General features: G+C 72.8%; 19 protein-coding genes and 1 other RNA gene. 8 read left to right on the top strand and 12 right to left on the bottom strand.

Translation table 11 applies throughout. The features are described from left to right. Nucleotides 1–64: 64 nt before the first annotated feature. Together ACIBG7_RS28095 and ACIBG7_RS28090 are read left to right on the top strand one after the other, a co-directional pair. Nucleotides 65–1,141: a sensor histidine kinase gene (locus tag ACIBG7_RS28095; RefSeq protein ID WP_397338183.1), complete on the top strand. Its 1,077-nt coding sequence runs from the start codon at nucleotides 65–67 to the stop codon at nucleotides 1,139–1,141. Next, nucleotides 1,138–1,782 carry a response regulator gene (locus ACIBG7_RS28090; protein WP_397338182.1) on the top strand — a complete coding sequence of 215 codons (645 nt, stop codon included), beginning with the start codon at nucleotides 1,138–1,140 and terminating at the stop codon, nucleotides 1,780–1,782. The genes ACIBG7_RS28095 and ACIBG7_RS28090 overlap by 4 nt, the downstream gene beginning before the upstream one ends. Here ACIBG7_RS28090 and ACIBG7_RS28085 read toward each other — a convergent pair. From ACIBG7_RS28085 to ACIBG7_RS28050, 8 genes are all read right to left on the bottom strand, one after another. Continuing rightward, nucleotides 1,766–2,857 (bottom strand): C45 family autoproteolytic acyltransferase/hydolase, encoded by a 1,092-nt coding sequence (locus tag ACIBG7_RS28085; protein WP_397338181.1) that lies wholly within the window; start codon nucleotides 2,855–2,857, stop codon nucleotides 1,766–1,768. The genes ACIBG7_RS28090 and ACIBG7_RS28085 overlap by 17 nt on opposite strands. Nucleotides 2,858–2,860: 3 nt before the next feature. Continuing rightward, nucleotides 2,861–3,832, bottom strand: a complete 972-nt coding sequence (locus tag ACIBG7_RS28080; RefSeq protein WP_357921470.1) for a WYL domain-containing protein — start codon at nucleotides 3,830–3,832, stop codon at nucleotides 2,861–2,863. Nucleotides 3,833–3,875: 43 nt separating this feature from the next. Beyond that, on the bottom strand, nucleotides 3,876–5,291 hold the full coding sequence (locus tag ACIBG7_RS28075) for an Nramp family divalent metal transporter (RefSeq protein ID WP_397338180.1): 1,416 nt from the start codon (nucleotides 5,289–5,291) through the stop codon (nucleotides 3,876–3,878). A 54-nt stretch (nucleotides 5,292–5,345) separates the two neighbouring features. Next, on the bottom strand, nucleotides 5,346–6,080 hold the full coding sequence (locus ACIBG7_RS28070; RefSeq protein WP_397338179.1) for a GNAT family N-acetyltransferase: 735 nt from the start codon (nucleotides 6,078–6,080) through the stop codon (nucleotides 5,346–5,348). Between the two features lie 30 nt (nucleotides 6,081–6,110). Beyond that, the gene (locus ACIBG7_RS28065) at nucleotides 6,111–6,947 is read right to left on the bottom strand and encodes a peptidylprolyl isomerase (RefSeq protein ID WP_357921465.1); all 837 of its coding nucleotides are present in this window, start codon (nucleotides 6,945–6,947) and stop codon (nucleotides 6,111–6,113) included. Between the two features lie 83 nt (nucleotides 6,948–7,030). Then, nucleotides 7,031–8,131, bottom strand: a complete 1,101-nt coding sequence (locus ACIBG7_RS28060; protein WP_357921462.1) for a M20 family metallopeptidase — start codon at nucleotides 8,129–8,131, stop codon at nucleotides 7,031–7,033. Next, nucleotides 8,128–9,156, bottom strand: coding sequence for a dipeptidase (locus ACIBG7_RS28055; RefSeq protein ID WP_397338178.1), 1,029 nt, complete (start codon nucleotides 9,154–9,156; stop codon nucleotides 8,128–8,130). The genes ACIBG7_RS28060 and ACIBG7_RS28055 overlap by 4 nt, the downstream gene beginning before the upstream one ends. A gap of 57 nt (nucleotides 9,157–9,213) precedes the next feature. Next, entirely contained in the window at nucleotides 9,214–10,668 is a 1,455-nt protein-coding gene (locus ACIBG7_RS28050) for a flavin-containing monooxygenase (protein WP_397338177.1), read from the bottom strand. 101 nt (nucleotides 10,669–10,769) lie between these two features. Between ACIBG7_RS28050 and ACIBG7_RS28045 the strand changes: the two genes are divergently transcribed. The 4 genes from ACIBG7_RS28045 (at nucleotide 10,770) to rnpB (ending at nucleotide 14,219) form a co-directional block, all read left to right on the top strand. Beyond that, nucleotides 10,770–11,579, top strand: a complete 810-nt coding sequence (locus ACIBG7_RS28045) for a Nif3-like dinuclear metal center hexameric protein (protein ID WP_397338176.1) — start codon at nucleotides 10,770–10,772, stop codon at nucleotides 11,577–11,579. Nucleotides 11,580–11,689: 110 nt separating this feature from the next. Continuing rightward, nucleotides 11,690–12,430: a C4-type zinc ribbon domain-containing protein gene (locus ACIBG7_RS28040; RefSeq protein WP_357921451.1), complete on the top strand. Its 741-nt coding sequence runs from the start codon at nucleotides 11,690–11,692 to the stop codon at nucleotides 12,428–12,430. A gap of 2 nt (nucleotides 12,431–12,432) precedes the next feature. Then, nucleotides 12,433–13,686, top strand: coding sequence for a bifunctional RNase H/acid phosphatase (locus ACIBG7_RS28035; RefSeq protein ID WP_397338359.1), 1,254 nt, complete (start codon nucleotides 12,433–12,435; stop codon nucleotides 13,684–13,686). 142 nt (nucleotides 13,687–13,828) lie between these two features. Further along, nucleotides 13,829–14,219: RNase P RNA component class A (gene rnpB, locus ACIBG7_RS28030), an RNA gene on the top strand. Nucleotides 14,220–14,221: 2 nt separating this feature from the next. Here the strand turns inward: rnpB and ACIBG7_RS28025 are convergent. Further along, entirely contained in the window at nucleotides 14,222–14,761 is a 540-nt protein-coding gene (locus tag ACIBG7_RS28025; protein WP_397338175.1) for a hypothetical protein, read from the bottom strand. Between the two features lie 82 nt (nucleotides 14,762–14,843). On the opposite strand from ACIBG7_RS28025, the gene ACIBG7_RS28020 reads away from it, so the two are divergent. Both ACIBG7_RS28020 and ACIBG7_RS28015 read left to right on the top strand, forming a co-directional pair. Next, complete coding sequence (locus tag ACIBG7_RS28020) at nucleotides 14,844–15,638, top strand: alpha/beta hydrolase (protein ID WP_357921446.1); 795 nt, start codon at nucleotides 14,844–14,846, stop codon at nucleotides 15,636–15,638. Continuing rightward, nucleotides 15,635–16,408: a MerR family transcriptional regulator gene (locus tag ACIBG7_RS28015; protein WP_397338174.1), complete on the top strand. Its 774-nt coding sequence runs from the start codon at nucleotides 15,635–15,637 to the stop codon at nucleotides 16,406–16,408. The genes ACIBG7_RS28020 and ACIBG7_RS28015 overlap by 4 nt, the downstream gene beginning before the upstream one ends. 256 nt (nucleotides 16,409–16,664) lie before the next feature. Here the strand turns inward: ACIBG7_RS28015 and ACIBG7_RS28010 are convergent, their stop codons facing one another. The 3 genes from ACIBG7_RS28010 to ACIBG7_RS28000 all read right to left on the bottom strand — a co-directional run bounded on the left by ACIBG7_RS28010 (nucleotide 16,665) and on the right by ACIBG7_RS28000 (nucleotide 21,541). Further along, on the bottom strand, nucleotides 16,665–17,672 hold the full coding sequence (locus ACIBG7_RS28010) for an NAD-dependent epimerase/dehydratase family protein (protein ID WP_357921441.1): 1,008 nt from the start codon (nucleotides 17,670–17,672) through the stop codon (nucleotides 16,665–16,667). Beyond that, complete coding sequence (locus ACIBG7_RS28005) at nucleotides 17,669–20,062, bottom strand: SulP family inorganic anion transporter (protein ID WP_397338173.1); 2,394 nt, start codon at nucleotides 20,060–20,062, stop codon at nucleotides 17,669–17,671. The genes ACIBG7_RS28010 and ACIBG7_RS28005 overlap by 4 nt, the downstream gene beginning before the upstream one ends. 114 nt (nucleotides 20,063–20,176) lie before the next feature. Then, a complete protein-coding gene (locus ACIBG7_RS28000) occupies nucleotides 20,177–21,541 on the bottom strand; it encodes a hypothetical protein (RefSeq protein ID WP_397338172.1) in 1,365 nt (454 codons plus the stop codon). Nucleotides 21,542–21,598 lie beyond the last annotated feature (57 nt).

Genomic DNA, 21,598 nt, shown 5'->3' with positions numbered 1-21,598 from the left:
TACTCCAATGGGAGTAGTCGGTACAGATGACGCGTTCGCCGCCCGGGTGGCGTAGTTTGCCACCATGAAGAGGCTGGACCTGGTGGTCGCCCCCGCCGTCGGGCTGGTCATGGTGTCGGCCACGCTGATCAACGGCGTGGCCGGGCCGGGCGGTTACGCGCTGCTCGCCGCCGCCGCCGTCGCGCTGCACTGGCACCGGGTGGCCCCCCAGCAGGTGCTGGTCGTCACCACCGGCTGCGCCCTGCTGTACGCCCTGTTCGTCGAGCCGGAGCTCACCGCGGGCCTGCCCGCCCTGATCTCCCTGGCCAGCACGGTACGGCACGGCCACCGCCGGCTCTCCCAGGTCGCCGCGCTCGCCCTCATCCTGGCCATGATCGCCGCCTACCTGCTGGCCGGCCAGGACCCGCTGGCCGCGGTCAAGGGCGGCATCCTGGTCACCGGCTGGTTCGTCGCCGCGGTCGCCATGGGAGTGGCGCTCCAGCAGGCCGACCAGCGCGCCCAGGAGGCCGAGCACAACCGCGAGGAGGCCGCGCTGCGCCGCGCCGGCGAGGAGCGCCTGCGCATCGCCCGCGACCTGCACGACTCGCTCACCCACACCATCTCGGTGATCAAGGTCCAGGCCGGCGTCGCCGCGCACCTGGCCGCCAAGCGCGGCGAGCAGGTGCCGCCCGCGCTCGCCGCCATCCAGGAGGCCAGCGGCGAGGCCATGCGCGAGCTGCGCGAGACCCTGGAGGTCCTGCGCGACGAGAGCGTCTCCCTCGCCCGCCTCCCCGAACTGGCCGAACGGCTGCGCGCCGCCGGCCTGCCGCTCGGCCTGCGCATCGAAGGCGACCCGGGCGCGCTGCCGGCCGAGGTCGATCAGGCCGCCTACCGCATCGTGCAGGAGGCGCTCACCAACGTCGCCAGGCACGCCCCCGGCGCGCGCGCCGAGGTCACCCTCGCGTACGGCAGGCGCGCCGTCACCGTCACGGTCGCCGACGACGGGGCCGGCGCGGCGCCTGCCGTACCGGGGAAGGGGCTGACCGGGATGCGCGAACGGGCGGAGGCGCTCGGCGGGAAGCTGCAGGCCGGCCCGGGGGAGCGGGGCTTCCTGGTGCGGGCCGAGCTGCCGGTTCCTGGCCGGATGCGGCAGCCGGCATGATCCGCGTGCTGCTCGCCGACGACCAGGCGCTGATCAGGGCCGGCTTCCGCGCGCTGCTGGAGGCCGAGGACGGCATCGAGGTGGCCGGCGAGGCCGCCGACGGGCAGCAGGCGGTCGCGCTGGCCACCGAGCTGCGGCCCGACGTGGTGCTGCTGGACATCCAGATGCCGGTCATGGACGGCATCGAGGCCACCCGGCGGTTGGCCGGCCTGGACGGCACGCACATCGTCATCCTGACCAACTTCGGCCTGGACGAGTACGTCTACCAGGCCCTGCGCGCCGGCGCGGCCGGGTTCCTGCTCAAGGACACCGACCCCGCCGACCTGCTGCACGGCGTGCGCGTGGCGGCGCGCGGCGACGCGCTGCTGTCGCCGGGCATCACCCGGCGGCTGATCGAGCAGTTCGTCTCCCAGGCGCCCGCCCCGGCCGGCGACATGGCCGTGCTGACCGGCCGCGAGCGCGAGATCGTCGGCCTGGTCGCCCGCGGGCTCAGCAACGACCAGATCGCCGCGCACCTGGTGGTCAGCCCGTTCACCGCCAAGACGCACGTCAGCCGCGCCATGACCAAGCTGGGGGCGCGCGACCGCGCCCAGCTCGTCGTGCTCGCCTACGAGTCGGGGCTGGTCACACCCCGCAGGTGAACAGCAGTTCCTCGCTGTAGCGTGGCTCCTTCTCGCCGTCGCCCAGGTAGAAGCGGACGGCCATGGTGCGCTCGGTGGTGTCGAAGACCGTGGTCCACAGCGTGCGCAACACCTGGTCCTGCCCGCAGCTCACCTCGGCGAGCGAGGCGCGCAGCTCCTCCGGCGACATGGGCCCGCCCCGGCTCGCCTCGTACAGCGAGCGCAGCCGGCCGAAGGAGCCGAAGGTCCGCGCGCTGTCCGGCGGCAGGGCGAGGGGGTCGGGGTGCTCGTGCAGCGGGTGGTTGGTCACGCACAGCGGGCCGCCGCCGGTCTCGAAGGCCCGGCCGCCCTCCCAGACGAACGCCTCGCCCGCGGCGTCGGCCACGATGTAGTGCAGCGGCATGCCGAAGTCGTAGTGCCGCAGGCCGGCCAGCGCGCGCTTGGCCTCGGCCGCGCTCTCGCAGGTGTCCAGCAGGAACCGGGGGAGCTGCACGGAGTTGACGCCGACCTGGGCGCCGGTCTCCTCCGGCGGCTCTGCGCCGGCGAAGTCCTGGATGAGCAGCGCCACCGCCAGCCCGGCCTCGTTCACGCCGTCCATGCAGCCGTCCAGGTCGCTCATGGACACCACGGTGGAGGCCAGGCCGTCGTCCGGCACCGTGGTGATCACGTGCGGGCGGGAGGCCATCGGCAGCTCGCCCGGCAGCGGGAAGGTCTCGTGCATGATCTCGCTGGTGGTCCAGGGGAAGAAGTCATAGGTGCGGCCGATGCGGCCGTGCCCGTCGGTCGAGGCCGACGGCGGCACCCACAACGCGGAGCACCCCTGCGGCAGCCCGCTCAGGCCGTCGTACTCCAGGTCGTCCCGCAGCCGCCCGCCGGCCAGACCGCGCAGCCGCGCGTGGTGCTGGGGCCAGTGCTCGGCGAACCACTCGTGCCGGGCCCGGCCCAGCTCCGGGTCGATCGGCCGGGGCTGCCAGCCGTACGCCGCCTCGGCGCGCCGGCCCAGCACGCGGCCGATGCCCTCCTGCGAACCGGCGGCGTGGATCCGGGTCACGAGCTGGAAGTCCTGCTCGCTCCCGGCGATCTGCTTCGTCGTCATGCCTCACACGGTGGACTCGCGCGCTGACGAGCCGCTGACCGCGCGCTGGTAGCGGGCGGCCAGCCGGTCGAGCGCGGCGACCAGCTCGGGGGAGTCGAGCACCTCGAAGTCGGCCCCGAGGAAGCCGAGCCAGACCGCCATGCCCTCCGGGTCGTCGGCGCCGGTGCGCAGCAGGCAGGTCTGCTCCGTCTCCGGCTCCACCACCAGGCCCAGCGGCAGCCCGGCCAGCCGCTCGGCGGGCGCGTGGATCCGCACGGTCGCGCGATAGCGCCACATCGCCGTGTTCACCCCCTGCTCCACGTGCTCGGCCACGTCGAACGGCACCTCGCGCGGGGTGAACCGGCGGCCGTTGGGCGTGCGCGGCTTCAGCCGGTCCACCCGGTAGGTCCGCCAGTCCTCCCGCGTCACGTCCCACGCCACCAGGTACCAGCGCCCCCGCCGGTGCACCAGCTTGTACGGCTCCGCCTCCCGCAGGCTGGCCGCCCCGTCGTGGCCCACGTAGTCGAAGCGCAGCCGCTCGTGGTCGCGGGCGGCGTTGGCGATCACCGTCAGCGTCTCCGGCGGCACCTGGGGGCTGGCGCCGGGGATGTGCACGGTGTGGCTGTTCAGGGCCGAGACCCGGTGCCGGAGCCGGCTGGGCAGCACCTGCTCCAGCTTGGCCAGCGCCCGGACCGAGCTCTCCTCGATGCCCGCCACCCCGCCGCCCGCCGCCCGGCCCAGCCCGACCGCGACCGCCACGGCCTCCTCGTCGTCGAGCAGCAGCGGCGGCAGCGCCGCGCCCGCCCCCAGCCGGTACCCGCCGGCCACCCCCGGCGTGGCATGCACCGGATAGCCGAGGGTGCGCAGCCGTTCCACGTCGTTGCGGACCGTGCGGGTGGAGACGTTCAGCCGGGAGGCCAGCTCCGGGCCGGACCACTCCTTGTGGGCCTGGAGCAGGGAGAGCAGGCGCAGCAGACGGGCCGAGGTTTCGAGCATGCCTCCAGTGTGCCGGGTATCGAGGAAAGCCCGCTTCCGCGATTCAGAACAGCTTCTGGGCCTGCTGGATCAGCACCAGCACGGTCAGCGTCCCGAAGAAGGCCACCGACCACACCAGCGCCGCCAGCCGGTAGGAGCGCACCTTGAGCTCCTTCGGCAGCGCCCGCCGGTTGAGGATGATCAGCAGGATCGAGTAGACGAACATCATCACCGCGGCGAAGCTGGCCGACAGCACCAGCAGGATGAGCGGCTGGTCGAAGCCGATCAGCAGGACGAGCACGCCCACCGCCGCCATCGCCCACACGATGATCGAGTAGATCCGGCTCTCCGACGCCTGCCGCGCGTAGACCGTCTTGATCATGTCCGCGGCCAGCCGGGAGGTGTAGTCCACGATCCCCATCGCCGAGGCGAACAACGACAGCGCCCCGATCACCCAGAACAGGACCCCGAACCACGGCGCCACCGTCTCCTGCAGCACCTGCCCCTCGGTCTCCAGGAAGGCGATGCTGTTGGCCAGCCCCTCCCGCCCGAACACCGTGGAGTAGGCGAGCATCGACATCAGCGCGATGGTGACGAAGCTGACCAGCGCGAAGGTGGTGCCCTGCTCCAGGTTGGCGAAGCGCCACCACTGCCTCCACCGGGCCAGGTTCTCCCGCGTCGGCGCGAACTGGAAGCCGGTGGACGGCGCCGCCTCCTCGTGCCCGGTCACCGGGCTGACCAGCCGCGGCACGTACTGGCCTATGCCGAAGCCCTTGTCGCGGATCCAGTTGCTCTGGCACAGGTTCTGGCCGCCGCCCGCGCCCGCGTAGGCGATCGCGCCCATCAGGACGGCCAGCTCCAGCGGCGGCACCGGGAAGGTGGCGTCCACCGTCAGCCCGCGGCCCAGGCTCACCCAGGCGTCCGAGGTGATCGCGAAGATCAGCGCGACGACGATCAGGGTGACGACCAGCGCGATCTTGACGAAGATGACCCGCTCCAGCGCGGTGTAGATCACCGGGGCCAGCGTCAGGCCGAGCGCGATCACCACCAGCATGCCGATGGCGATGTAACGCGGCGTGCCGCCGGTGAGGTAGGTGACCATCGTCGCCGAGGTGGTCACCCAGCCGGGCCACAGGTTCGACAACAGCGTCATCAGCACGAAGACCAGGCCCCAGTGCTTCCACAACCGGCTGAACCCGGTCAGCGCGGTCTCGCCGGTGGCCAGCGTGTAACGCTCGATCTCCATGTTGAGGAACCACTGGGTGAGGATGCCGATCGCGGCGCCCCAGATGAAGACCAGGCCGACTTGCGAGGCGATGTAGGGCCACAGGATGAACTCGCCCGAGGCGAGGCCGACGCCGGCGCCGACCAGGCCGGGTCCGATGATCCGCCACATGCTGCTCGGCGGCTCGGGCAGGTCGCGAACCGTCACCGGCGGCAGCCGCCGGTCCGGGACGGTGGGGGTGAACTCCGCTGTCATGCAGCAGTGCTACCCGCCCACCACCACATAGTGCTCCGGATCGGGCAATCCGCGTTACCCGCGCACCACCACGTAGTGCCCGGCGTCGGTGAAGCCCACGACCTTGCCGCCGGTGGCCATCAGCCCGCCCAGAGCCTGCCGCATGGCCGGCCGCCAGGCCCTGGCCCGCTCCGGCTCCCGCCGCCGCAGCGCCTCGATGTCCCGGGGCGTGGCCACCAGCACCACGGGCGTGTCGGCCTCGTGCGCCCGCCCGTCCTCGTCGAGCACCACCCCGGCCCCGCCCGGCACCGGCCTGGCCCCCGCCTCCTCGGTCAGCCGCCACACCGCCAGCAGCCGATCCGACCGGTCACCCGCGTTGAGCTCGTCCCGCAGCTCCCCGTAGAAGTCCTCCAGGTACTCCTCCGGCCGGGCACCCAGCTTGGTGAGGTTGAAGTGCGCGTTCCGCCGCACCAGCGGATCGAACGTCCACTTGATCGTCTCCAGCCCCCGCTCCAGGCACCACTCCCGCTGGTGCCGCTTGAGCGCGTACCCCACCCCGCGCCCCGCCGCGCGGACCCCGGTGACATGCGAGTGCAGGCTCGCCCCCGCGCCCAGGAAGCCGACCGAGGCCCCGACGAGCTCCTGCCCGTCGAAGGCCCCGGCCACGTAGCAGCCCGCGTGCGCGAAGGCCACCATGAGGTCCAGCGGCACCGGCGGGTTGCCCGGCTCCGGCTTCCAGACCTCGTCGAAGAGGTCGGCCACCCGCTGGAGGTCGTGGATCTCGCGGAGTTCGCGAATGCTGAGGCTCACCCCACGGTTCTACCCGCCGGACCGGCTCGGCTAGCGGCGGACCCGGGCGTCGAGGATGTCCGCCGGGAGCACCGGCCGCCCGTCCACCGGCGGGGTCGGCCCGTCGGGCGTCGGCTGGATGCCGCCGGCCGCGATCCGGTCGAGGACGGCGAGGCCGCCCGCGTCCACCGTGCCGAAGATCGTGTAGTGGGGCCGCAGTCCCGAGTCGCCGTACACCAGGAAGAACTGGCTCCCGTTCGTGTCCGGTCCCGCGTTGGCCATGGCCAGGACGCCTCGGGCGTAGGTCTTGCGCTCGCCGGTCGGGTCGCCGGGCCACGGCGGCAGGTCGGTGGGCAGCTCGTCCTTGTAGCGGTAGCCCGGCCCGCCTTCGCCGGTGAAGCTCGGGTCGCCGCACTGCAGCACCTTCAGCCGGTCGTAGGCGGTGAGCCGGTGGCACGACGTCCGGTCGTAGAAGCGGTGCCGGACCAGGTGCACGAAGCTCTGCACCGTGCAGGGGGCCTTGGCCGGGTCTAGGGTCAGCACGATCCGGCCGTGGTTGGTGTCCAGCGTCACCGACACCGGCCGGGTGGGGGTGCGCCGGGGGTCGGGCGGCAGGTGCACCTTGCGGGCCGGCGGCTCGTCCGGGGTCTCGGTGTAGCCGCACGGCCCCTTGGTCGTCCGCGGCGGCCGCCCCGCCCCGTCCACAGCCGGGGCCGCGCTCGAATCCACTGTGGGAGCCCCGCCTGGATCCACCGTGGGGACTCCCCAGCCTCCTGAGCCGGCGGTCTGGGCCGTGGCGGGCGTGCTGCCCGCCGCCGCCAGGACTCCGGCCGCCACCACGGCTAACCCGCCTTTGACGACCCCTCGCACGGCTGCTCTACCCGACATCGGCCCTCCTGCGGAATGATCGAATGATCCCCTGTGGGTCTATTCGATCTGACACGCCGAGTCAACCCCCGCCGGCCCGCCGATCAAGCCGCCCCGGCCAGCACCTCCCGCACCAGCTCCCGCAGCAGTGCCGTACGCCGGGGCAGTTCGGCCACGATCACGTGCTCGTGGTCGGCGTGGGCGCCGCCGCCCACCCCGCCGAGCCCGTCGAGCGTGGGACAGCCCAGCCCGGCGGTGAAGTTCCCGTCCGAGGCCCCGCCCACCGCGGCCGAGCTCAGCGGTTCGAGCCCCAGCCGTCCGGCCACCGACTGGGCCAGGGCGAAGAGCGAGGCGGACATGGCCTCCTCCATGGGCGGCCGGTTGGGACCGCCCGCGACCTCCAGCCGGGTGCCGGGCACCACCGGCGACAACGACCGCATGGCCGCGTCCACCCGGGCCTGCTCGGCCAGCGTGGCGACCCGCACGTCCACGCCCACCCAGGCCTCGGCGGGCACGGTGTTGACCGTGCTCCCGCCGGCCAGCACGGTCGGCGTGACGGTGGTGGCCGAGAAGCCCGGCGCCCCGGCGCCCAGGCCGGCGATGGCCAGGATCTGGTGGGCGAGCTCGATCCCGGCGTTGGCGCCCTTCTCCGGTTCGAGACCGGCGTGGGCGGCCTTGCCGTACACGGTGACGCGGTAGTCGGAGGTGCCCTTGCGCGCGGTCTTGAGCGCGCCGCCGTCGGCGCTGGCCTCCAGCACGAAGGTGGCGGCCAGCCCGCGCGCGCTCTCCTCGATGAGCGGGGCGGAGGTGGTGGAGCCGACCTCCTCGTCCCCGGTGATCAGCACCGAGACGCCGTCGAGCGGGTCCAGCCCGGCGAGGGCGTGGAAGATCTGGACGAGCCCGGACTTCATGTCGAAGACGCCCGGCCCCCTGGCCACCCCGTCCACCACCGACCACGGGTGGGTGCGCAGGGTGCCGATCGGCCAGACGGTGTCGTGGTGGCCCAGCAGGAGCACCTTCGGCGTGCCGAAGGTCCAGCGCAGGTGCGTCACCCCGTCGATCACCAGGTACTCGGGCTCGGCCCCGAGCAGCCGCCGCCCCATCGCCCCGACGACCTTGGCGCTGCGCGCCACCGCCTCCAGGTCGGCCGAGAAGGACTCGCAGGTGACGAGCTCCTCCAGATCCGCCAGCATCGTCTCGATCATCCCAGCCGCTCCTTGAAGAACCGGTGCATGTTCCCGCCCATGATCTTGAGGACGTCGTCCTCGGCCAGCCCGCGCTTGAGCAGCCCCTCGGTGACCAGCGGCAGCCCGGCGGGCCCCTCCAGGCCCTCGACGTAGCCGAACGGGTCGACGCCGCGCGAGTTGGCGTCGCCCTCGCAGCACCACGGCGGCGTGAGGTCGAGCATGACCTCGCGGACGAAGTCGGCGCCGATGCCCACGTGGTCGATCCCGGCGACGGCGGCGATGTGCTCGAAGTGGTCGAGCAGGTCGTCGAAGGTCGCCTTGGTCTCGGACAGGAAGGCGTGGAAGAAGTTCACGCAGATGATGCCGCCGGTGGCCGCGACCGCGCGCAACTGCTCGTCGGTGAGGTTGCGGTGGTGGTCGCGCAGCGCCCGCGCCGAGGAGTGGGTGGCCATGACCGGCTTGGTGGCCAGCTCCAGCACGTGGGCCACGCCGGTGGCGCCCAGGTGGGAGATGTCGAAGATGATGCCGAGCCGTTCCATCTCGGCCAGCGCGGCGACGCCGTCGGAGGTCAGGCCGCTGCCGGTGGCGTCCTCCCCGCTGCCGTCGGCCAGCGGGGTGCGGCCCCAGTGCGCGATCGAGGCGATGCGCACGCCCAGCCGGTGCACCGTGGAGATCAGCTCCACGCTGGCGTCGAGGCCGGGCATGCTCTCCAGGGCCAGGACCAGCGCGATCAGCCCGTCGGCGAGGGCGGCGTCGATCTCGGCGCCGGTACGGCACAGCCGTACCGCGCCGGGGTTGCCCTCGGCGATCACGTGGGCGCACTCGATCATGCGCAGCGTCTGGCGCAGCGCGCCCTCGGGCCGGAACTCGTCGTCGATGAAGACCGGCAGCACCTGCAGCCTGACCCCGCCCGCGCGCAGTTGCGGAAGCCACTGGCGGCGGAAGAACTCCGCCCATTGCTCGTGCGGCCGGGCCGCGACGGCCATCAAGAGGTCGTTGTGCGCGTCGGCGACGATCGCCTGCTGGTGGAGGGGGAGCGTCATGCCAGTGACGTTATCGCGCCGGGCCGGCGAAACCCTTGTGCCGTCCGACCAACCCGGTCAGCCGAATTTGTACGCCCCGCCGGGAGGGCGCGCCGTGAGCCTCCGGTAGAGGGTGGTCGGGCCGGGCCAGTTGTTGGTGACGCGGCCGGTGGCTGTCTTGTACCAGCTCTGGCAGCCCTCGCCCCACACCATCCCGTCCATCGCCCGCGCGAGCTGCGCGCGCCACGCGGCCATGGTCTCCGCCCGCACCTCCATGGGTCCTCTGCTCGTCAGGTACGGCAGGCAGCGCATGACGTGCTCGACCTGGCACTCCAGCATGTAGACGATCGAGTTGTGCCCGAGGTTGGTGTTGGGGCCGTAGAGCAGGAACAGGTTCGGGAAGCCGGGGACGGCGATGCCGAGATAGGCCTCGGCGCCCTCGCGCCACTGCTCACGCAGGGACCGGCCGTCGCGCCCGGCGAAGTCGACCGGCGCCAGGAACTCGGTGCTGCGGAAACCGGTTCCATAGACGATGGTGTCCACCGCGTGCAGCCGGCCGTCGGAGGTCTCCACGCCGCCCGGCGCGATCCGAGTGATCTTGTCGGTGACGACCTCCACGTTGGGCCTGGTGAGCGCGGGGTAGAAGCGGCTGTCGATCACCACGCGCTTGCAGCCCGGCGGGTAGTCGGGGGTGAGCTTCGCGCGCAGGGCGGGATCGCGCACCTGCGCGTGGAGGTGGCCGAGCGCGCGCTTGCGCAGCAGGTCCGCGCTCCAGCCGCCGGCCAGCGCGGGGTAGAGGGTGCCCTCGGCGTAGCGGTAGATCCACTCGCGGTAGAGGCGCTGGAGGCCGGGGACGAAGTGGAAGGCCCGTTGCGTCCTGGGCGAGAACTCGGCGTCGGGCTTGGGGATCACCCAGTTCGGGGTGCGCTGGAAGACGGTGAGGCGGGCGGCGCGCTCGGCGACCGGCGGGATGAACTGCGCGGCGGAGGAGCCGGTGCCGATGACCGCGACGCGGCGGCCGGTGAGGTCGTGGTCGTGGTTCCAGCGGGCCGAGTGGAAGGCGACGCCGTCGAAGGTGGACCGGCCGGGGATGTCGGGCAGGTGCGGCCGGTTGAGCTGGCCGACCGCCGCCACGACGACGTCGAACTCCTCGACCCGCGGCTCCGCCGTACCGGGGGAGGGGCGGAAGGTGACGCGCCAGCCCGTGCCGTCGAAGGCGGCGGCGGTGACCGCGGTGTCGAATCTGATTTTTCGCCTGACGTCATATTTATCGGCGCAATGGGCTAAATAGCCGAGAATCTCGGGCTGGCCGGGATAGCGGCGGGTCCAGCTCGTGTACTTCTCGAAGGAGTACGAGTACAAATGGGAGGGAATGTCGCATCCGGCGCCCGGATACGTGTTGTCGCGCCACGTCCCGCCGAGCCCGGAAGCCTGCTCGAAGACGGTGTAAGAGGTGATCCCCGCCCGTTCCAGCCGAATCGCCATGCACAACCCGCCGAACCCGGCGCCGATGATCGCGATTCTTGGCGTCATGCCGTCCCTCCCGCGTCAGGATTCACTTACAGTACGCCGAACCACGTTCGGGCGACAGCCCCGGATATCCTCTTACGCACACAGAGGGTGAAGGAGGCTGCGTGACGCGGCTCGCGGAGGTCATCAAGCAGCTCGAAACGGCCTATCCGCCCGACCGGGCCGAGTCGTGGGACGCGGTGGGCCTGGTCAGCGGCGACCTCGAGCAGCCGGTGCGCCGGGTGCTGTTCGCGGTCGACCCCGTGCCGGCGGTGGCCGAGGAGGCGCTCGCCTGGGGCGCCGACCTGATCGTCGTGCACCATCCGCTCTACCTGCGCGGCACCACCTCGGTGGCGACGACCTCCTACAAGGGCCGGATGCTCCACGGGCTCATCAAGCACGACATCGCCCTCTACACCGCGCACACCAACGCCGACGTGGCCAATCCCGGCGTCTCCGACGCGCTGGCCCGGGCCGTGGGCCTGGTGGGCGACCTCGTGCCGCTGCAGCCCTTCCCCGACGACCCGTGGCGCGGCCTCGGCCGCATCGGCGACCTGCCCGCGCAGGTCACGCTGGCCGAGTTCGCGCAGGCGGCGCTCGGCGGGCTGCCCGAGACCGCGCGCGGCGTCTGGTTCGCCGGCGACCCCGACCGGCCGGTACGCCGCGTCGCGGTCAGCGGCGGCTCCGGCGACTCGCTGCTCGGCGCGGCCCGCGCGGCCGGCGTCGACGCCTTCCTCACCGCCGACCTGCGGCACCACCCCGCCAGCGAGTTCGTCGAGACCGGGGGCCCCGCCCTGCTCGACGCGCCGCACTGGGCGACCGAGTGGCCCTGGCTCCCCACCGCCGCCGCCCTGCTCGACGGCTCCGGGCTCCAGGTGGAGACCCGCGTCTCCACCTTGGTCACCGACGCCTGGACCCAGGCCGCCAGGACCTGACCCCGCACGACCCGGCCGCCCTGCGATTTGCCGCCGTAGGCGTGGTCGCCAATGATGATGGTGCCGAGTTCGGGCGCCCTTCGACGACGATGACAAGAGGGAAATTGACCATGAAAGCCGCTCCCGCCGCTCAGCAGCGCCTCCTCGACCTCGCTGAGCTCGACGCCGTCGCCGACCGCCTCGCGCACCGCCGCCGCACCCTGCCCGAGCTCGCCGAGATCGACGAGCTGACGAAGAACTACGCGCGCATCGCGCCGCAGGTCATCTCCGCCGAGACCGAGGCCGGCGACCTGGCCCGCGAGCAGACCAAGGCCGAGAGCGACGTCGACACCGTCCGCCAGCGCGCCGAGCGCGACCAGAAGCGGCTCGACTCCGGCCAGGTCACCTCGCCGAAGGACCTCGCCAACCTGCAGTCCGAGATCGTCTCCCTCCAGCGCCGCCAGGGCGACCTGGAGGAGGTCGTGCTGGAGATCATGGAGCGCCGCGAGGCCGCCGACGCCCAGGTCGCCGAGCTCACCGCCGCCCGCGACGAGATCGGCGCCGCCCGCGCCACCGTCGAGGCCCGCCGCGACGCCGCCTACGCGGAGATCGACAAGGAGGCCGGGGAGAACCAGACGCGCCGCGCCGAGGTCGCCGCCGAGATCCCCGCCGACCTGCTCGCCCTCTACCAGAAGCTGCGCGAGCAGTACGGCGTGGGCGCCGCGATGCTCCACGCCGGGCGCTGCCAGGGCTGCAAGGTGTCGCTGTCCATCGCGGACATGAACCGCATCAAGGCCGCCGCCGCCGACGAGGTGCTGCGCTGCGAGGAGTGCCGCCGGATCCTGGTGCGCACGCCCAACTCGGGGCTGTGAGCGTGCCCTCCTTCGTCATCGAGGCCGACGGCGGCTCCCGCGGCAACCCCGGCCCGGCCGGGTACGGCGCGGTGGTGCGTGACGCCGCCGACAGCCAGGTGCTGGCCGAGGTCGCCGAGGCCATCGGCACGGCGACCAACAACGTCGCCGAGTACCGCGGCCTCATCGCCGGGCTACGGGCCGTGCTCGACCTGGGCGGGGACGGGGCCTCCGTCGCCGTCCGCATGGACTCCAAGCTGGTCGTCGAGCAGATGGCCGGGCGCTGGAAGATCAAGAACGAGGGGTTGCGGCCGCTGGCCGACGAGGCCGCCGGGCTGGCCCGGCGGTTGCGCGTCACCGAGTGGACCTGGATCCCGCGCGAGCGCAACTCCCACGCCGACCGGCTGGCCAACGAGGCCATGGACGCCGCCGCCAAGGGCCTCACCTGGAGCGCGGGCGGCTCCGCCGTACCGTCCGGCCCATCAGGTACGGCACTCGGCTCCGCCGTACCCGCCGGCCCATCAGGTACGGCACGCGGCTCCGCCGTACCGGCCGACCCCTCGGACCGGGCCTCCGCGCTATCGGGCAGTCCTTTGGCTACGGCGAGCGCCTCCGTCGGTGGGCAGGCCCCGGTCACCGGGGGGTGGCGTCCCCCCACGACGACCTCCACCACCTTCCTCCTCCTCCGGCACGGCGAGACCCCGCTGTCGGTGGAGCGCCGCTTCTCCGGCACCGGAGACCCCGAACTCACCCCCACGGGCCTCGACCAGGCCGCCCGAGCCGCCGCCCGCCTGGCGACCGGCGAACCCCCCGACGTGATCGTCTCCTCCCCGCTCAAGCGCGCCCGCCAGACCGCAGAAGCCGTGGCCAAGGCCTGCGGGGGCCTCGACGTCGAGATCGACGAGGGCCTGCGCGAGACCGATTTCGGCGCCTGGGAAGGCCACACCTTCACCGAGATCCAGCGCCGCTGGCCCGGCGAGCTGGCCGCGTGGCTGGCCGATCCTGCCGTCGCGCCGCCGGGTGGGGAGAGCTTCGGGGTGGCGGCGCGACGTGTCCAGAGGACCAGAGACCGCCTGGTCGAGCGGTACGAGGGGCGCACGATCGTGCTCGTCTCGCACGTCACGCCGATCAAGATGCTCCTGCGCTTCGCGCTGCTGGCTCCGCCCGCCGCGCTCTACCGGCTGCACCTCGACCTGGCCTGCCTGTCCAGGATCGAGTACTACGTGGACGGGCAGGCGGTCGTGAAGTCGATGAACGACACTTCCCACCTGCGTTGATCGGCCGTGCCAGGCGCCGCCAGAACACCTGGCACGGCCGATGTGCGCCACCAGCCCCCTCAGCCGGTGACAGGTCCCATTCTTCGCTCTCGATCTTGTCGTTCAGTTGGAGATCGCTTGGGATTTGGTAGTCTCACTTGGACGAGCCGGCCGGGCGGCCGCGTCGGGCCTCCGGGCCCGCCGAGGAAGGTCCGGGCTCCACAGGGCAGGGTGGTCGGTAACGCCGACCCGGGGCGACCCGCGGGACAGTGCCACAGAAAGCAAACCGCCTCCGGTTTCCGGAGGTAAGGGTGAAACGGTGGTGTAAGAGACCACCAGCGCCCACGGCGACGTGGGCGGCTAGGTAAACCCCACCTGGAGCAAGGTCAAGAAGGGACGTCTCAGCGAGACGTCCCGCGCGCGACGTCCGAGGGCTGCCCGCCCGAGCCGCGCGGGTAGACCGCTTGAGGCCGCCGGCAACGACGGCCCTAGATGGATGGTCGCCCCTTCGCACCAGCGAAGGACAGAACCCGGCCTACAGGCCGGCTCGTCACCCTCACCTGGGGGAGTCACCTCGCGCGGCCGGCCAGAACTGGACGCGGAACTCCTCCAAGCCCTCCGGGTAGCCGCCGTCCTCCTCGTCCTCCTCGTCAGCCGCCTCCTCCGATGAGGAGTAGTAGACGGCGACCTGGCTCCCTTTCCTGATCCGCCGGACTCTGACCGACCACACGGCGGCCGGCTCTCCGAGGTCGAGGACTGAGCCGCTGTTGCCCATGGAGTTGGTCGCCCGCACCCGTCCCGAGCTGCTGCGCAGCAGCTCGGCGGCGGTTTCGGCCTGGCCCTCGGCGTCGGCGGGCGGCTCGCCGTCCCACAGCTCCAACGCGACCTCCGCCCTGTGGTGGTAGCCCTCGCGGCTGCAGACGATCGCCATGTTCTCCGTGGCGGCGAACCAGGGGTCGCCCTCACTCACCAGCTCGTACAGCTCCTCCGGGGCGAGCGCGGCGGGGGAGAACGAGAGGCCGTCGACGTCCATGACGGTGAACGAGCCGTACATCACCAGGAAGGGGTCCGCGACGCGGGCGAGCAACTTAGGCATCTGTTCTCCAGCATGGGCTCATAGCGAAGCGTCAAGCAGCCGGGTTTGACCTTGACCTTGGGTCAGGCCGCAGGCTGAACGGGTGACCACCACTTCACCTTGGACCGGGATGGTCCCCATCGACGACACGGCGCTGGCCGTCACCGACACCGGTGGCCAGGGTCGCCCCATTCTCTACCTCAACGGACAGTTCGCCAGCCAGCGGCACTGGCGGCGGGTCGTGGCCGAGCTCGGGAGCGGTTACCGGCACCTCACCTACGACATGCGAGCACGCGGCGGGTCGGGGCGGTCCGCCGAAGCGGCCTCGTTCGAGGCACACGTAAGGGACGTCAGCACCGTCCTGGCCGCCCGGGAGGTGGAGCGGCCGTTGCTGGTCGGGTGGTCGTACGGCGGGCCGGTGGCGCTGCACTGGGCGGCACGGAACCCGGGGCGCGTCCTGGGCGTGGTGTGCGTGGACGGGGGCTACCCGTACGAGTTCGCCCTGACCGAGGAGCAGGTGCGGCGGTGGTGGCTGCGGTCGCGGTGGCTGCTGCCGTTGCTGGCGAAGGTGGGCATGGCCGGGAGGATGTCCGCCGAGCAGCACGCCCGGAGCAACATCGAGCTGAACGAGATCTACGCCGCCCTCGGGCCGGTCCTGGACGGCCTGACCTGCCCGGTTCGGTACGTGGTGGCCACCGGGGGCAACATCGGCGGCGGCCATGATGAGATGGAGAGCATGCGCGCCAGCCTCGGCCCGGTGCTCGCCCGCAAGCCGAACATCGAGGTGAGCGCCAAGGTGGCGAGCAACCACGGCAGCATCCTGCGCAAGGACTTCCGCGCCGTCGCGGACGCGGTACGCGAGCTGGCGCAACGATCGGCAGACCGGGGGAGCGGATGACCGAGGGCGTCACGATCGGGCAGGCGGCGGCGTTCGCCGGCCTCAGCGTGAAGGCCATCCGGCACTACCACAAGCACGGCCTGATCGACGAGCCCCACCGGGACGTCTCCGGCTACCGGCGCTACGGCTCGGCCGACCTGCTCCGGCTGGTGCAGATCCGGACGCTGGCCGCCGCCGGAGTGGCCCTGGCCGAGGTGAAGGCGATCCTCGACACCGACCCGGAGACGTTCGCCGCCGCCCTGGAAGACGCCGGGCAGCGCCTGACCGAGCGGATCGACGACCTGATCGCGCGGCGGGACATGCTGCACCGGCTGGCCACCGGCGACCGCGCCCTGCTGCCCGACGGGGTGCTCGCGAGGCTGGACAAGGCCGCCGCGGAGTTCGGCCTGAGCCCCGAGGACGTCACGGTGGCCCGCGAGGGCCTGGTGCTGATCAGGGCCCTGGTACCGGAGGGCTTCGACGACTACGTGGCCAGGGTCGAGGGCGCGCTCGACGATCCGCACTACGTCTCGCTGGTCAAGCGCATGTGGCAGGCCGCCGAGTGGCCGGCCGACGACCCGCGCGTCGACGAGCTCGCCACCGACATGGCCGGCTACTTCCTCGCCCACCCCGCCCTGCTGCCAGTCCCGCCCGGCCTGCGGGCCCGGCCGGACGCCGCCCTGCGCTACAGCCTGCTCAGCCGGCACGGCCAGGAGGAGAAGCCGGGCTGGCGCCGGCTGACGGCACTGGTGGAGGCGAGGATGCGGGCCGCGGGCGTGGATCTCGCCTGAACACCGGCTCGCCAGGGCCGGGCCATGCCGGTTGATCAGTACGTCTACTTCGCGGTGAAGAGCGAGACCATGACGGCGGCCCAGATGACCGCCCGGCCGGCGTGGACGACATGCCTGAAGCCCCGGGGGAGGGCGGGGGAGGCACAGTCCCCCGCCTTCCCGGGCCCTGGGAGCGGGTCCGGCGCCCCGAAGGGCACGGCCCCGACGTTAGGCCCCGGCCCGTACGGCTACCGCGGAAAAATACACACCGCCGGCATCAGCGGGCGGCCCAGGCGGCCAGGACGGCCTGTTCCTTCTCCGGAGCGATCCCGTGCTGCATCTTCCCCCCGTAGACCCGCTCGTCCTCCGGGATCTCCCGCAACCACGCCCACGTGTCCGCCACGGTCTCGGCCACCGGCCGGGAGCGCAGCCCGGCGGCGAAGGCCTTGTCCGTCGAAGCGTTCCAGAAGTTCTCCCGGTCGTCGCTGGGCGCCGACCACAGGGGCAGCTCGACGAACTGCCCCACGCCCTGGTCGATCAGGAACTGGTCGTCCACCCAGACGAACTCCGCGTCCGACCCGGTGACCTGCTTGCACAGCTCCAGCCACTCGCCGTAGGTGGTGTTCCCGGCGGGTCCGGTGACGATGAACCGGTCGGCCACCCCGGCCTCGGCCTGGTCGAGGGTGAACTCGGCGATGTCGCGCGCGTCGATGAGCTGCATCGGCACCGAGGGGTCGCCGGGGGCGAGCACCTGGCCGCCGTGCGAGATGCGGGTCAGCCACCACGGCAGCCGGGCGACGTTCTCGTACGGCCCGAGGATCAGCCCGGGCTGGATGATCAGGGCGTTGCCGTCGAAGGCCTCCTCGACCGCCCGCTCGCAGCCGGCCTTGAGCACGCCGTAGTCGCCGTCCTCGGGCCCGGCGTCGGAGGCGCACGGCCACAGGCCGGACTCGTCGGTGCCGGGCTTGGCGGGGAAGCCGTCGAGGGCGGAGATGGTGGAGATGAAGGCGTAGGTCTGCGCGTGCCCGGACAGCGCCTCGGCGGAGGCGAGCACGACGCGCGGCACGTAGCCGGAGGTGTCGATGACGAAGTCCCAGGTCCGGCCCTCGACCAGCGCGGCGAGGTCCTCGGGACGCTCGCGGTCGCCGTGCACCTCCTCGACCCCGGCGACGCCCGGGCCGGAGACGCCGCGGGTGAACGTGGTGACCTCGTGCCCTCGCCGCAGCGCCGCCTCGACCAGGGCACGGCCGAGGAAACGTGATCCACCTAGCACCAGAATTCTCATGTGCCCATATTTCCGGAAATGCGGTCTTCCGCGAAACCGCCCGCGCTCTCCAGCACCTCGACCCGGGCCGCCCCGATGTCGAAGTACAGCCCCACCAGCTCCAGCCGCCCGGCCCGGACCAGCTCGTCCACCCGCCGGTAGGTGCGCAGGTTGTCGAGCTGCTGCCGCACGTTGACCCGGCACAGCCGATCCAGCGGCCCGGACCCGAGCCCGGGCGTCCCGGCCCGATCGGCGATCCCCACCCGGCCGGCCACCCCGACCCCACCCGCCGGAAGCTCGGCCACCGGAAGCCCACCGGCCGGAAAAGCGTCCCCCACCGGCAGCGGGTCCCCGACCGGCAGCACGTCCCGCACCGGCAGGACGCCCTTGACCGGCCGGACCTCCCCGCCCGCCGCGAGCGCCCCCGCCCCCGGCTCACCGCCCGGCAGCAGGTCCCCCGAGATGTACCGCGCCAGGCTGTGGTTCCCGTGCCGCAGCCAGCGCTGCAGCCCCGGCATCCCGCCCGCCTTGATCCCCCCGCTGAGCAGTCCGGCCATCGCCCCGCACCCCGAGTGCCCGCAGACGGTGATCGTCCGCACCTGGAGCACCTCCGTGGCGTACTCGATCGCCGCCACCACCGAGTCGTCCGTTGGCCCGGTCCCGCACCGCGGCACCAGGTTCCCGATGTTCCGCACGGTGAACAGGTCCCCGGGCCCGCTCGCCGTGATCAGGCTCGGCACCACCCGCGAGTCGGCACAGGTGATGAACAGCTGCCCCGGCCTCTGCTGCCGCGCCAGCTCGGTGAAGATCGGCCGCACCAGCGGAGCCGTACGCTCGTGGAACTCCTTGGCCCCGGACCGCAGCGCCCCCGGCCCGCCGTGACGGGGCAGCAGCCGGCGGTGCGTCCACGGCAGCCACCACCGGTCGGGGGTCTTGGGCGGCGACTTCGCCGGATACATCCGCGACCCGCTGGCCGCCAGCGAGTACCACTCGTCGTGCAGCTCGTCGATCTCGACCGTCCCGCCGCCGCCCTCGTGCTCCAGCCGCCAGGAGTGCAGGGCCTCGAAGGCGGCGTTGTCCATGAAGTCGATGTTGAGATCGAGGTCCACCGGCACCCCCGCCGGTACGGCACGCAGCCCCGACGTCAGCCGCGGCACCCCCAGGAAGGTCAGCGAGCCGTCCACGGTGACGTGCCAGTGCCCGTCGGCCTTGGGCCGTACCCGCACGCTCACCCAGGTCAGCCGGCGCAGCGCCAGCAGCGCGGCCAGCGCGAGCCCCATCAGGATGCCCTCGCCGAGCCCGACCAGGACCACCCCGAGCAGGGTCACCACGTAGACCGGCACCTCGCCGTGCCCGTGCACCTTCCGCACGTGCCCGAGGTTGATCATCTGGATGCCGATGAAGACCAGGAGCGCCGCCAGCGACTCCATCGGGATCAGCCGCACGGTCCAGCCGAGCCCCGACATGAACACCAGCACCCAGCAGCCGTGCAGGATCGTCGACCAGCGGCTGCGCGCCCCCGCGACCTTGTTGGCGGTGGTGCGCACGATCACCCCGGCGATCGGCAGCCCGCCGAGCGCCCCGGCGACCACGTTGGCCACGCCCTGGCCGGTCAGCTCGCGGTCGAGGTTGACGCTGCGCCCCTCGACGGCCACCGCCGACAGCAGCGACTGCACCGCCGACAGCACCGCGATCAGCATCACCGCGCCGACGACGTCGTGCCAGTCGCCCGCGGGCCACAGCGGCGAGGTCCACTCCGACATGCTGTTCGACAGGTCGACCCGGGTGACCTGCCAGCCGAACGCCCACGCGGCCAGCGCCGCGATCACCAGGGCGGCCAGCGGGGCGGGCACCGTCCGGACCGACTTCGGCAGCCGCCCCCACACCAGCAGCACCGCGATGGTGAGCAGCCCGGCCGCGACCCCGTGCCCCTCCAGGTGGATGAGCTGGTCGGGCAGCTCGATCAGGTTGTCGACCGCCGAGCGTTGCGGGCTGCCGCCGAGCACGATGTGCAACTGCGACAGCGCGATCACCACGCCGACCCCGGCGAGCATGCCGTGCACGACGGCGGGGGAGACGGCGAGCGTGGCCCGTGCCACCCGGAACAGGCCCAGGACGAGCTGGAAGCCCCCGGCCAGCAGCGTGATCATGCAGGTCGCGCGCCAGCCGAACGTCTGGACGAGGTCGATGACCACCACGGAGAGCCCGGCGGCCGGTCCGCTCACCTGGATCGCCGAGCCGCCGAGCGCGCCGGCGACGATGCCGCCGACGGCCGCGGCCACCAGCCCCGCCGCGAGCGGAGCGCCGGAGGCGACCGCGATGCCCAGCGACAGCGGAATGGCGATGAGGAAGACGACCAGCGATGCCGGAAGATCGTGACGGAGAGTATCGGCGAAGCCACCCTGAGTCATGGGGTGACTGTAACGGGGCATCACCGATACCCATAAGGCGTGATCAGCGGTTTTTACATGATCGTGGTCCCGGGGTCGCCGCACCTCCCTCGCGCGCCGACCCGTCCGCCTCGATCAGCGGTAGTAGTCCGGGAGATCCTTGTCCGCGCCCCGTCGCTCGCCCGCGCGCGCAGCCGCTTCCTGCTGCTGCTGCGAGCCGTACATCTCGCCGTAGGACGGCCAGGCGTTGGCGGGCGGTTCCGGCCACGCGGCCGGGGTGGCGGGCGCGGCCGGCGTGCTGTAGCCGCCGGAGAGCACGTCGTCGTACGGCGTGACCGCCCGGCCGGGCGCGGTGGGCGTGCCGACCGCGGGCGACGGGCCGGTGAGCGCGTCGTTGTCGGGGGCGGCGTAGCCGGGACGCACCTCGTAGGAGGCGAAGGTGGGCGCGGGCGAGCTGTAGGCGCCCTCGAAGGCCGGCCACGAGCCGCCGGCGGGCGCCGGGTCGTCGAGGATGTCCGGCGAGGCGGCGGGCCAGGAGCCCGAGGTGGTCCCCGTCGTGCCGGCCGCGGGCGTGGGCTGCTGCCAGGTGGTCTCCAGCGCGTCCGCGGCGTTGTAGGCCGGGAACGGGTCGCTGGTCGGCGCGCTGTGCAGGCCCGGCGGGACGGCGAAGGTGCCGGTGCTGGCGATGGCGGAGAAGGAGTCGGAGGCCGGTCCGGCCGCGGGGGTGAAGGACCCGCCGGCGCTCGGCGCGGCGGCGAAGGAACCGGTGCCGGTGGCCGAGGCCGCCGGGAACGAGCCGCTGGTCTCCGGGAACGAACCGCTCGTGGCGGCGAAGGAGCCGGAGGAGGCCTCGGCGGCGACGGGCTTGCTGCCCGGCGCGAGGATGCTCATCACGTCGTGCGTCGGCGCCGCGAAGGTCACGGTGCGCTGGTCGGACAGGTCCTTCTGGCTCGGCGGCTCCACCAGGGCGCCGAGCCCGGCCGCGGGGGCCAGCGGCGCGGCGGCCGGCTGGGCCGCGGGCTCAGGAGTGCTCGGGGCGGCCTGCGGGCGCTGCGGCAGCGGCGCCTGGACGGTCGCGGCGTGCGGGTCGTCGACCCGGGGACGGCTGGCCGCCTGCCGCGGCTTGACCGTGCCGCCGGCGCCGAACCCGCCCTCGGCGGCGTCGCTGCGGATGCTCGCCCAGAACTCCTCGTCCTCGTCGTCGGAGGTCGCGTTGCCCCACTCGTCCACCCCGCGCTTGCCGCGCTGGCCGGTGCGGACCGGCTTGGGCTTCTCCTCGTCGAGGGGGCTGAAGTCCGGACTGAAATTCGTCATCCGCGGCTCGTGAGCGGCGAACTCGTCCGTGGACCGGACCTGAGTGCGCTCCTCACGCTCCATGAGCTCCCGCATCCGCTCGGGCGGCAGGTTGCTCTCCCGCTTGTTCATGGACCTCATGCCCAGCGCCACGACTACGAGCACGAGGAGCACGACTGCGACCAATATCACGACGACCGCGAACATTGCACCACCTCAGCCATGGCCTTCCTGTGACGCCAGCGGGATCGCGCGGCCATCGAC

Source organism: Nonomuraea sp. NPDC050328, from assembly GCF_044459405.1.
Taxonomy (GTDB): Bacteria; Actinomycetota; Actinomycetes; order Streptosporangiales; family Streptosporangiaceae; genus Nonomuraea.
Note: the sequence above shows the minus strand (reverse complement) of the source record. Positions and strands in the feature narration are given on the sequence as shown.

What these genes read in the sequence shown, in the direction of transcription:
- ACIBG7_RS28095 (WP_397338183.1), top strand. Translation starts at nt 65, where the DNA reads ATGAAGAGGCTGGACCTGGTGGTCGCCCCCGCCGTCGGGCTGGTCATG.
- ACIBG7_RS28090 (WP_397338182.1), top strand. Translation starts at nt 1,138, where the DNA reads ATGATCCGCGTGCTGCTCGCCGACGACCAGGCGCTGATCAGGGCCGGC.
- ACIBG7_RS28085 (WP_397338181.1), bottom strand. Translation starts at nt 2,857, where the DNA reads ATGACGACGAAGCAGATCGCCGGGAGCGAGCAGGACTTCCAGCTCGTG.
- ACIBG7_RS28080 (WP_357921470.1), bottom strand. Translation starts at nt 3,832, where the DNA reads ATGCTCGAAACCTCGGCCCGTCTGCTGCGCCTGCTCTCCCTGCTCCAG.
- ACIBG7_RS28075 (WP_397338180.1), bottom strand. Translation starts at nt 5,291, where the DNA reads ATGACAGCGGAGTTCACCCCCACCGTCCCGGACCGGCGGCTGCCGCCG.
- ACIBG7_RS28065 (WP_357921465.1), bottom strand. Translation starts at nt 6,947, where the DNA reads ATGTCGGGTAGAGCAGCCGTGCGAGGGGTCGTCAAAGGCGGGTTAGCC.
- ACIBG7_RS28060 (WP_357921462.1), bottom strand. Translation starts at nt 8,131, where the DNA reads ATGATCGAGACGATGCTGGCGGATCTGGAGGAGCTCGTCACCTGCGAG.
- ACIBG7_RS28055 (WP_397338178.1), bottom strand. Translation starts at nt 9,156, where the DNA reads ATGACGCTCCCCCTCCACCAGCAGGCGATCGTCGCCGACGCGCACAAC.
- ACIBG7_RS28050 (WP_397338177.1), bottom strand. Translation starts at nt 10,668, where the DNA reads ATGACGCCAAGAATCGCGATCATCGGCGCCGGGTTCGGCGGGTTGTGC.
- ACIBG7_RS28040 (WP_357921451.1), top strand. Translation starts at nt 11,690, where the DNA reads ATGAAAGCCGCTCCCGCCGCTCAGCAGCGCCTCCTCGACCTCGCTGAG.
- ACIBG7_RS28025 (WP_397338175.1), bottom strand. Translation starts at nt 14,761, where the DNA reads ATGCCTAAGTTGCTCGCCCGCGTCGCGGACCCCTTCCTGGTGATGTAC.
- ACIBG7_RS28015 (WP_397338174.1), top strand. Translation starts at nt 15,635, where the DNA reads ATGACCGAGGGCGTCACGATCGGGCAGGCGGCGGCGTTCGCCGGCCTC.
- ACIBG7_RS28010 (WP_357921441.1), bottom strand. Translation starts at nt 17,672, where the DNA reads ATGAGAATTCTGGTGCTAGGTGGATCACGTTTCCTCGGCCGTGCCCTG.
- ACIBG7_RS28005 (WP_397338173.1), bottom strand. Translation starts at nt 20,062, where the DNA reads ATGACTCAGGGTGGCTTCGCCGATACTCTCCGTCACGATCTTCCGGCA.
- ACIBG7_RS28000 (WP_397338172.1), bottom strand. Translation starts at nt 21,541, where the DNA reads ATGTTCGCGGTCGTCGTGATATTGGTCGCAGTCGTGCTCCTCGTGCTC.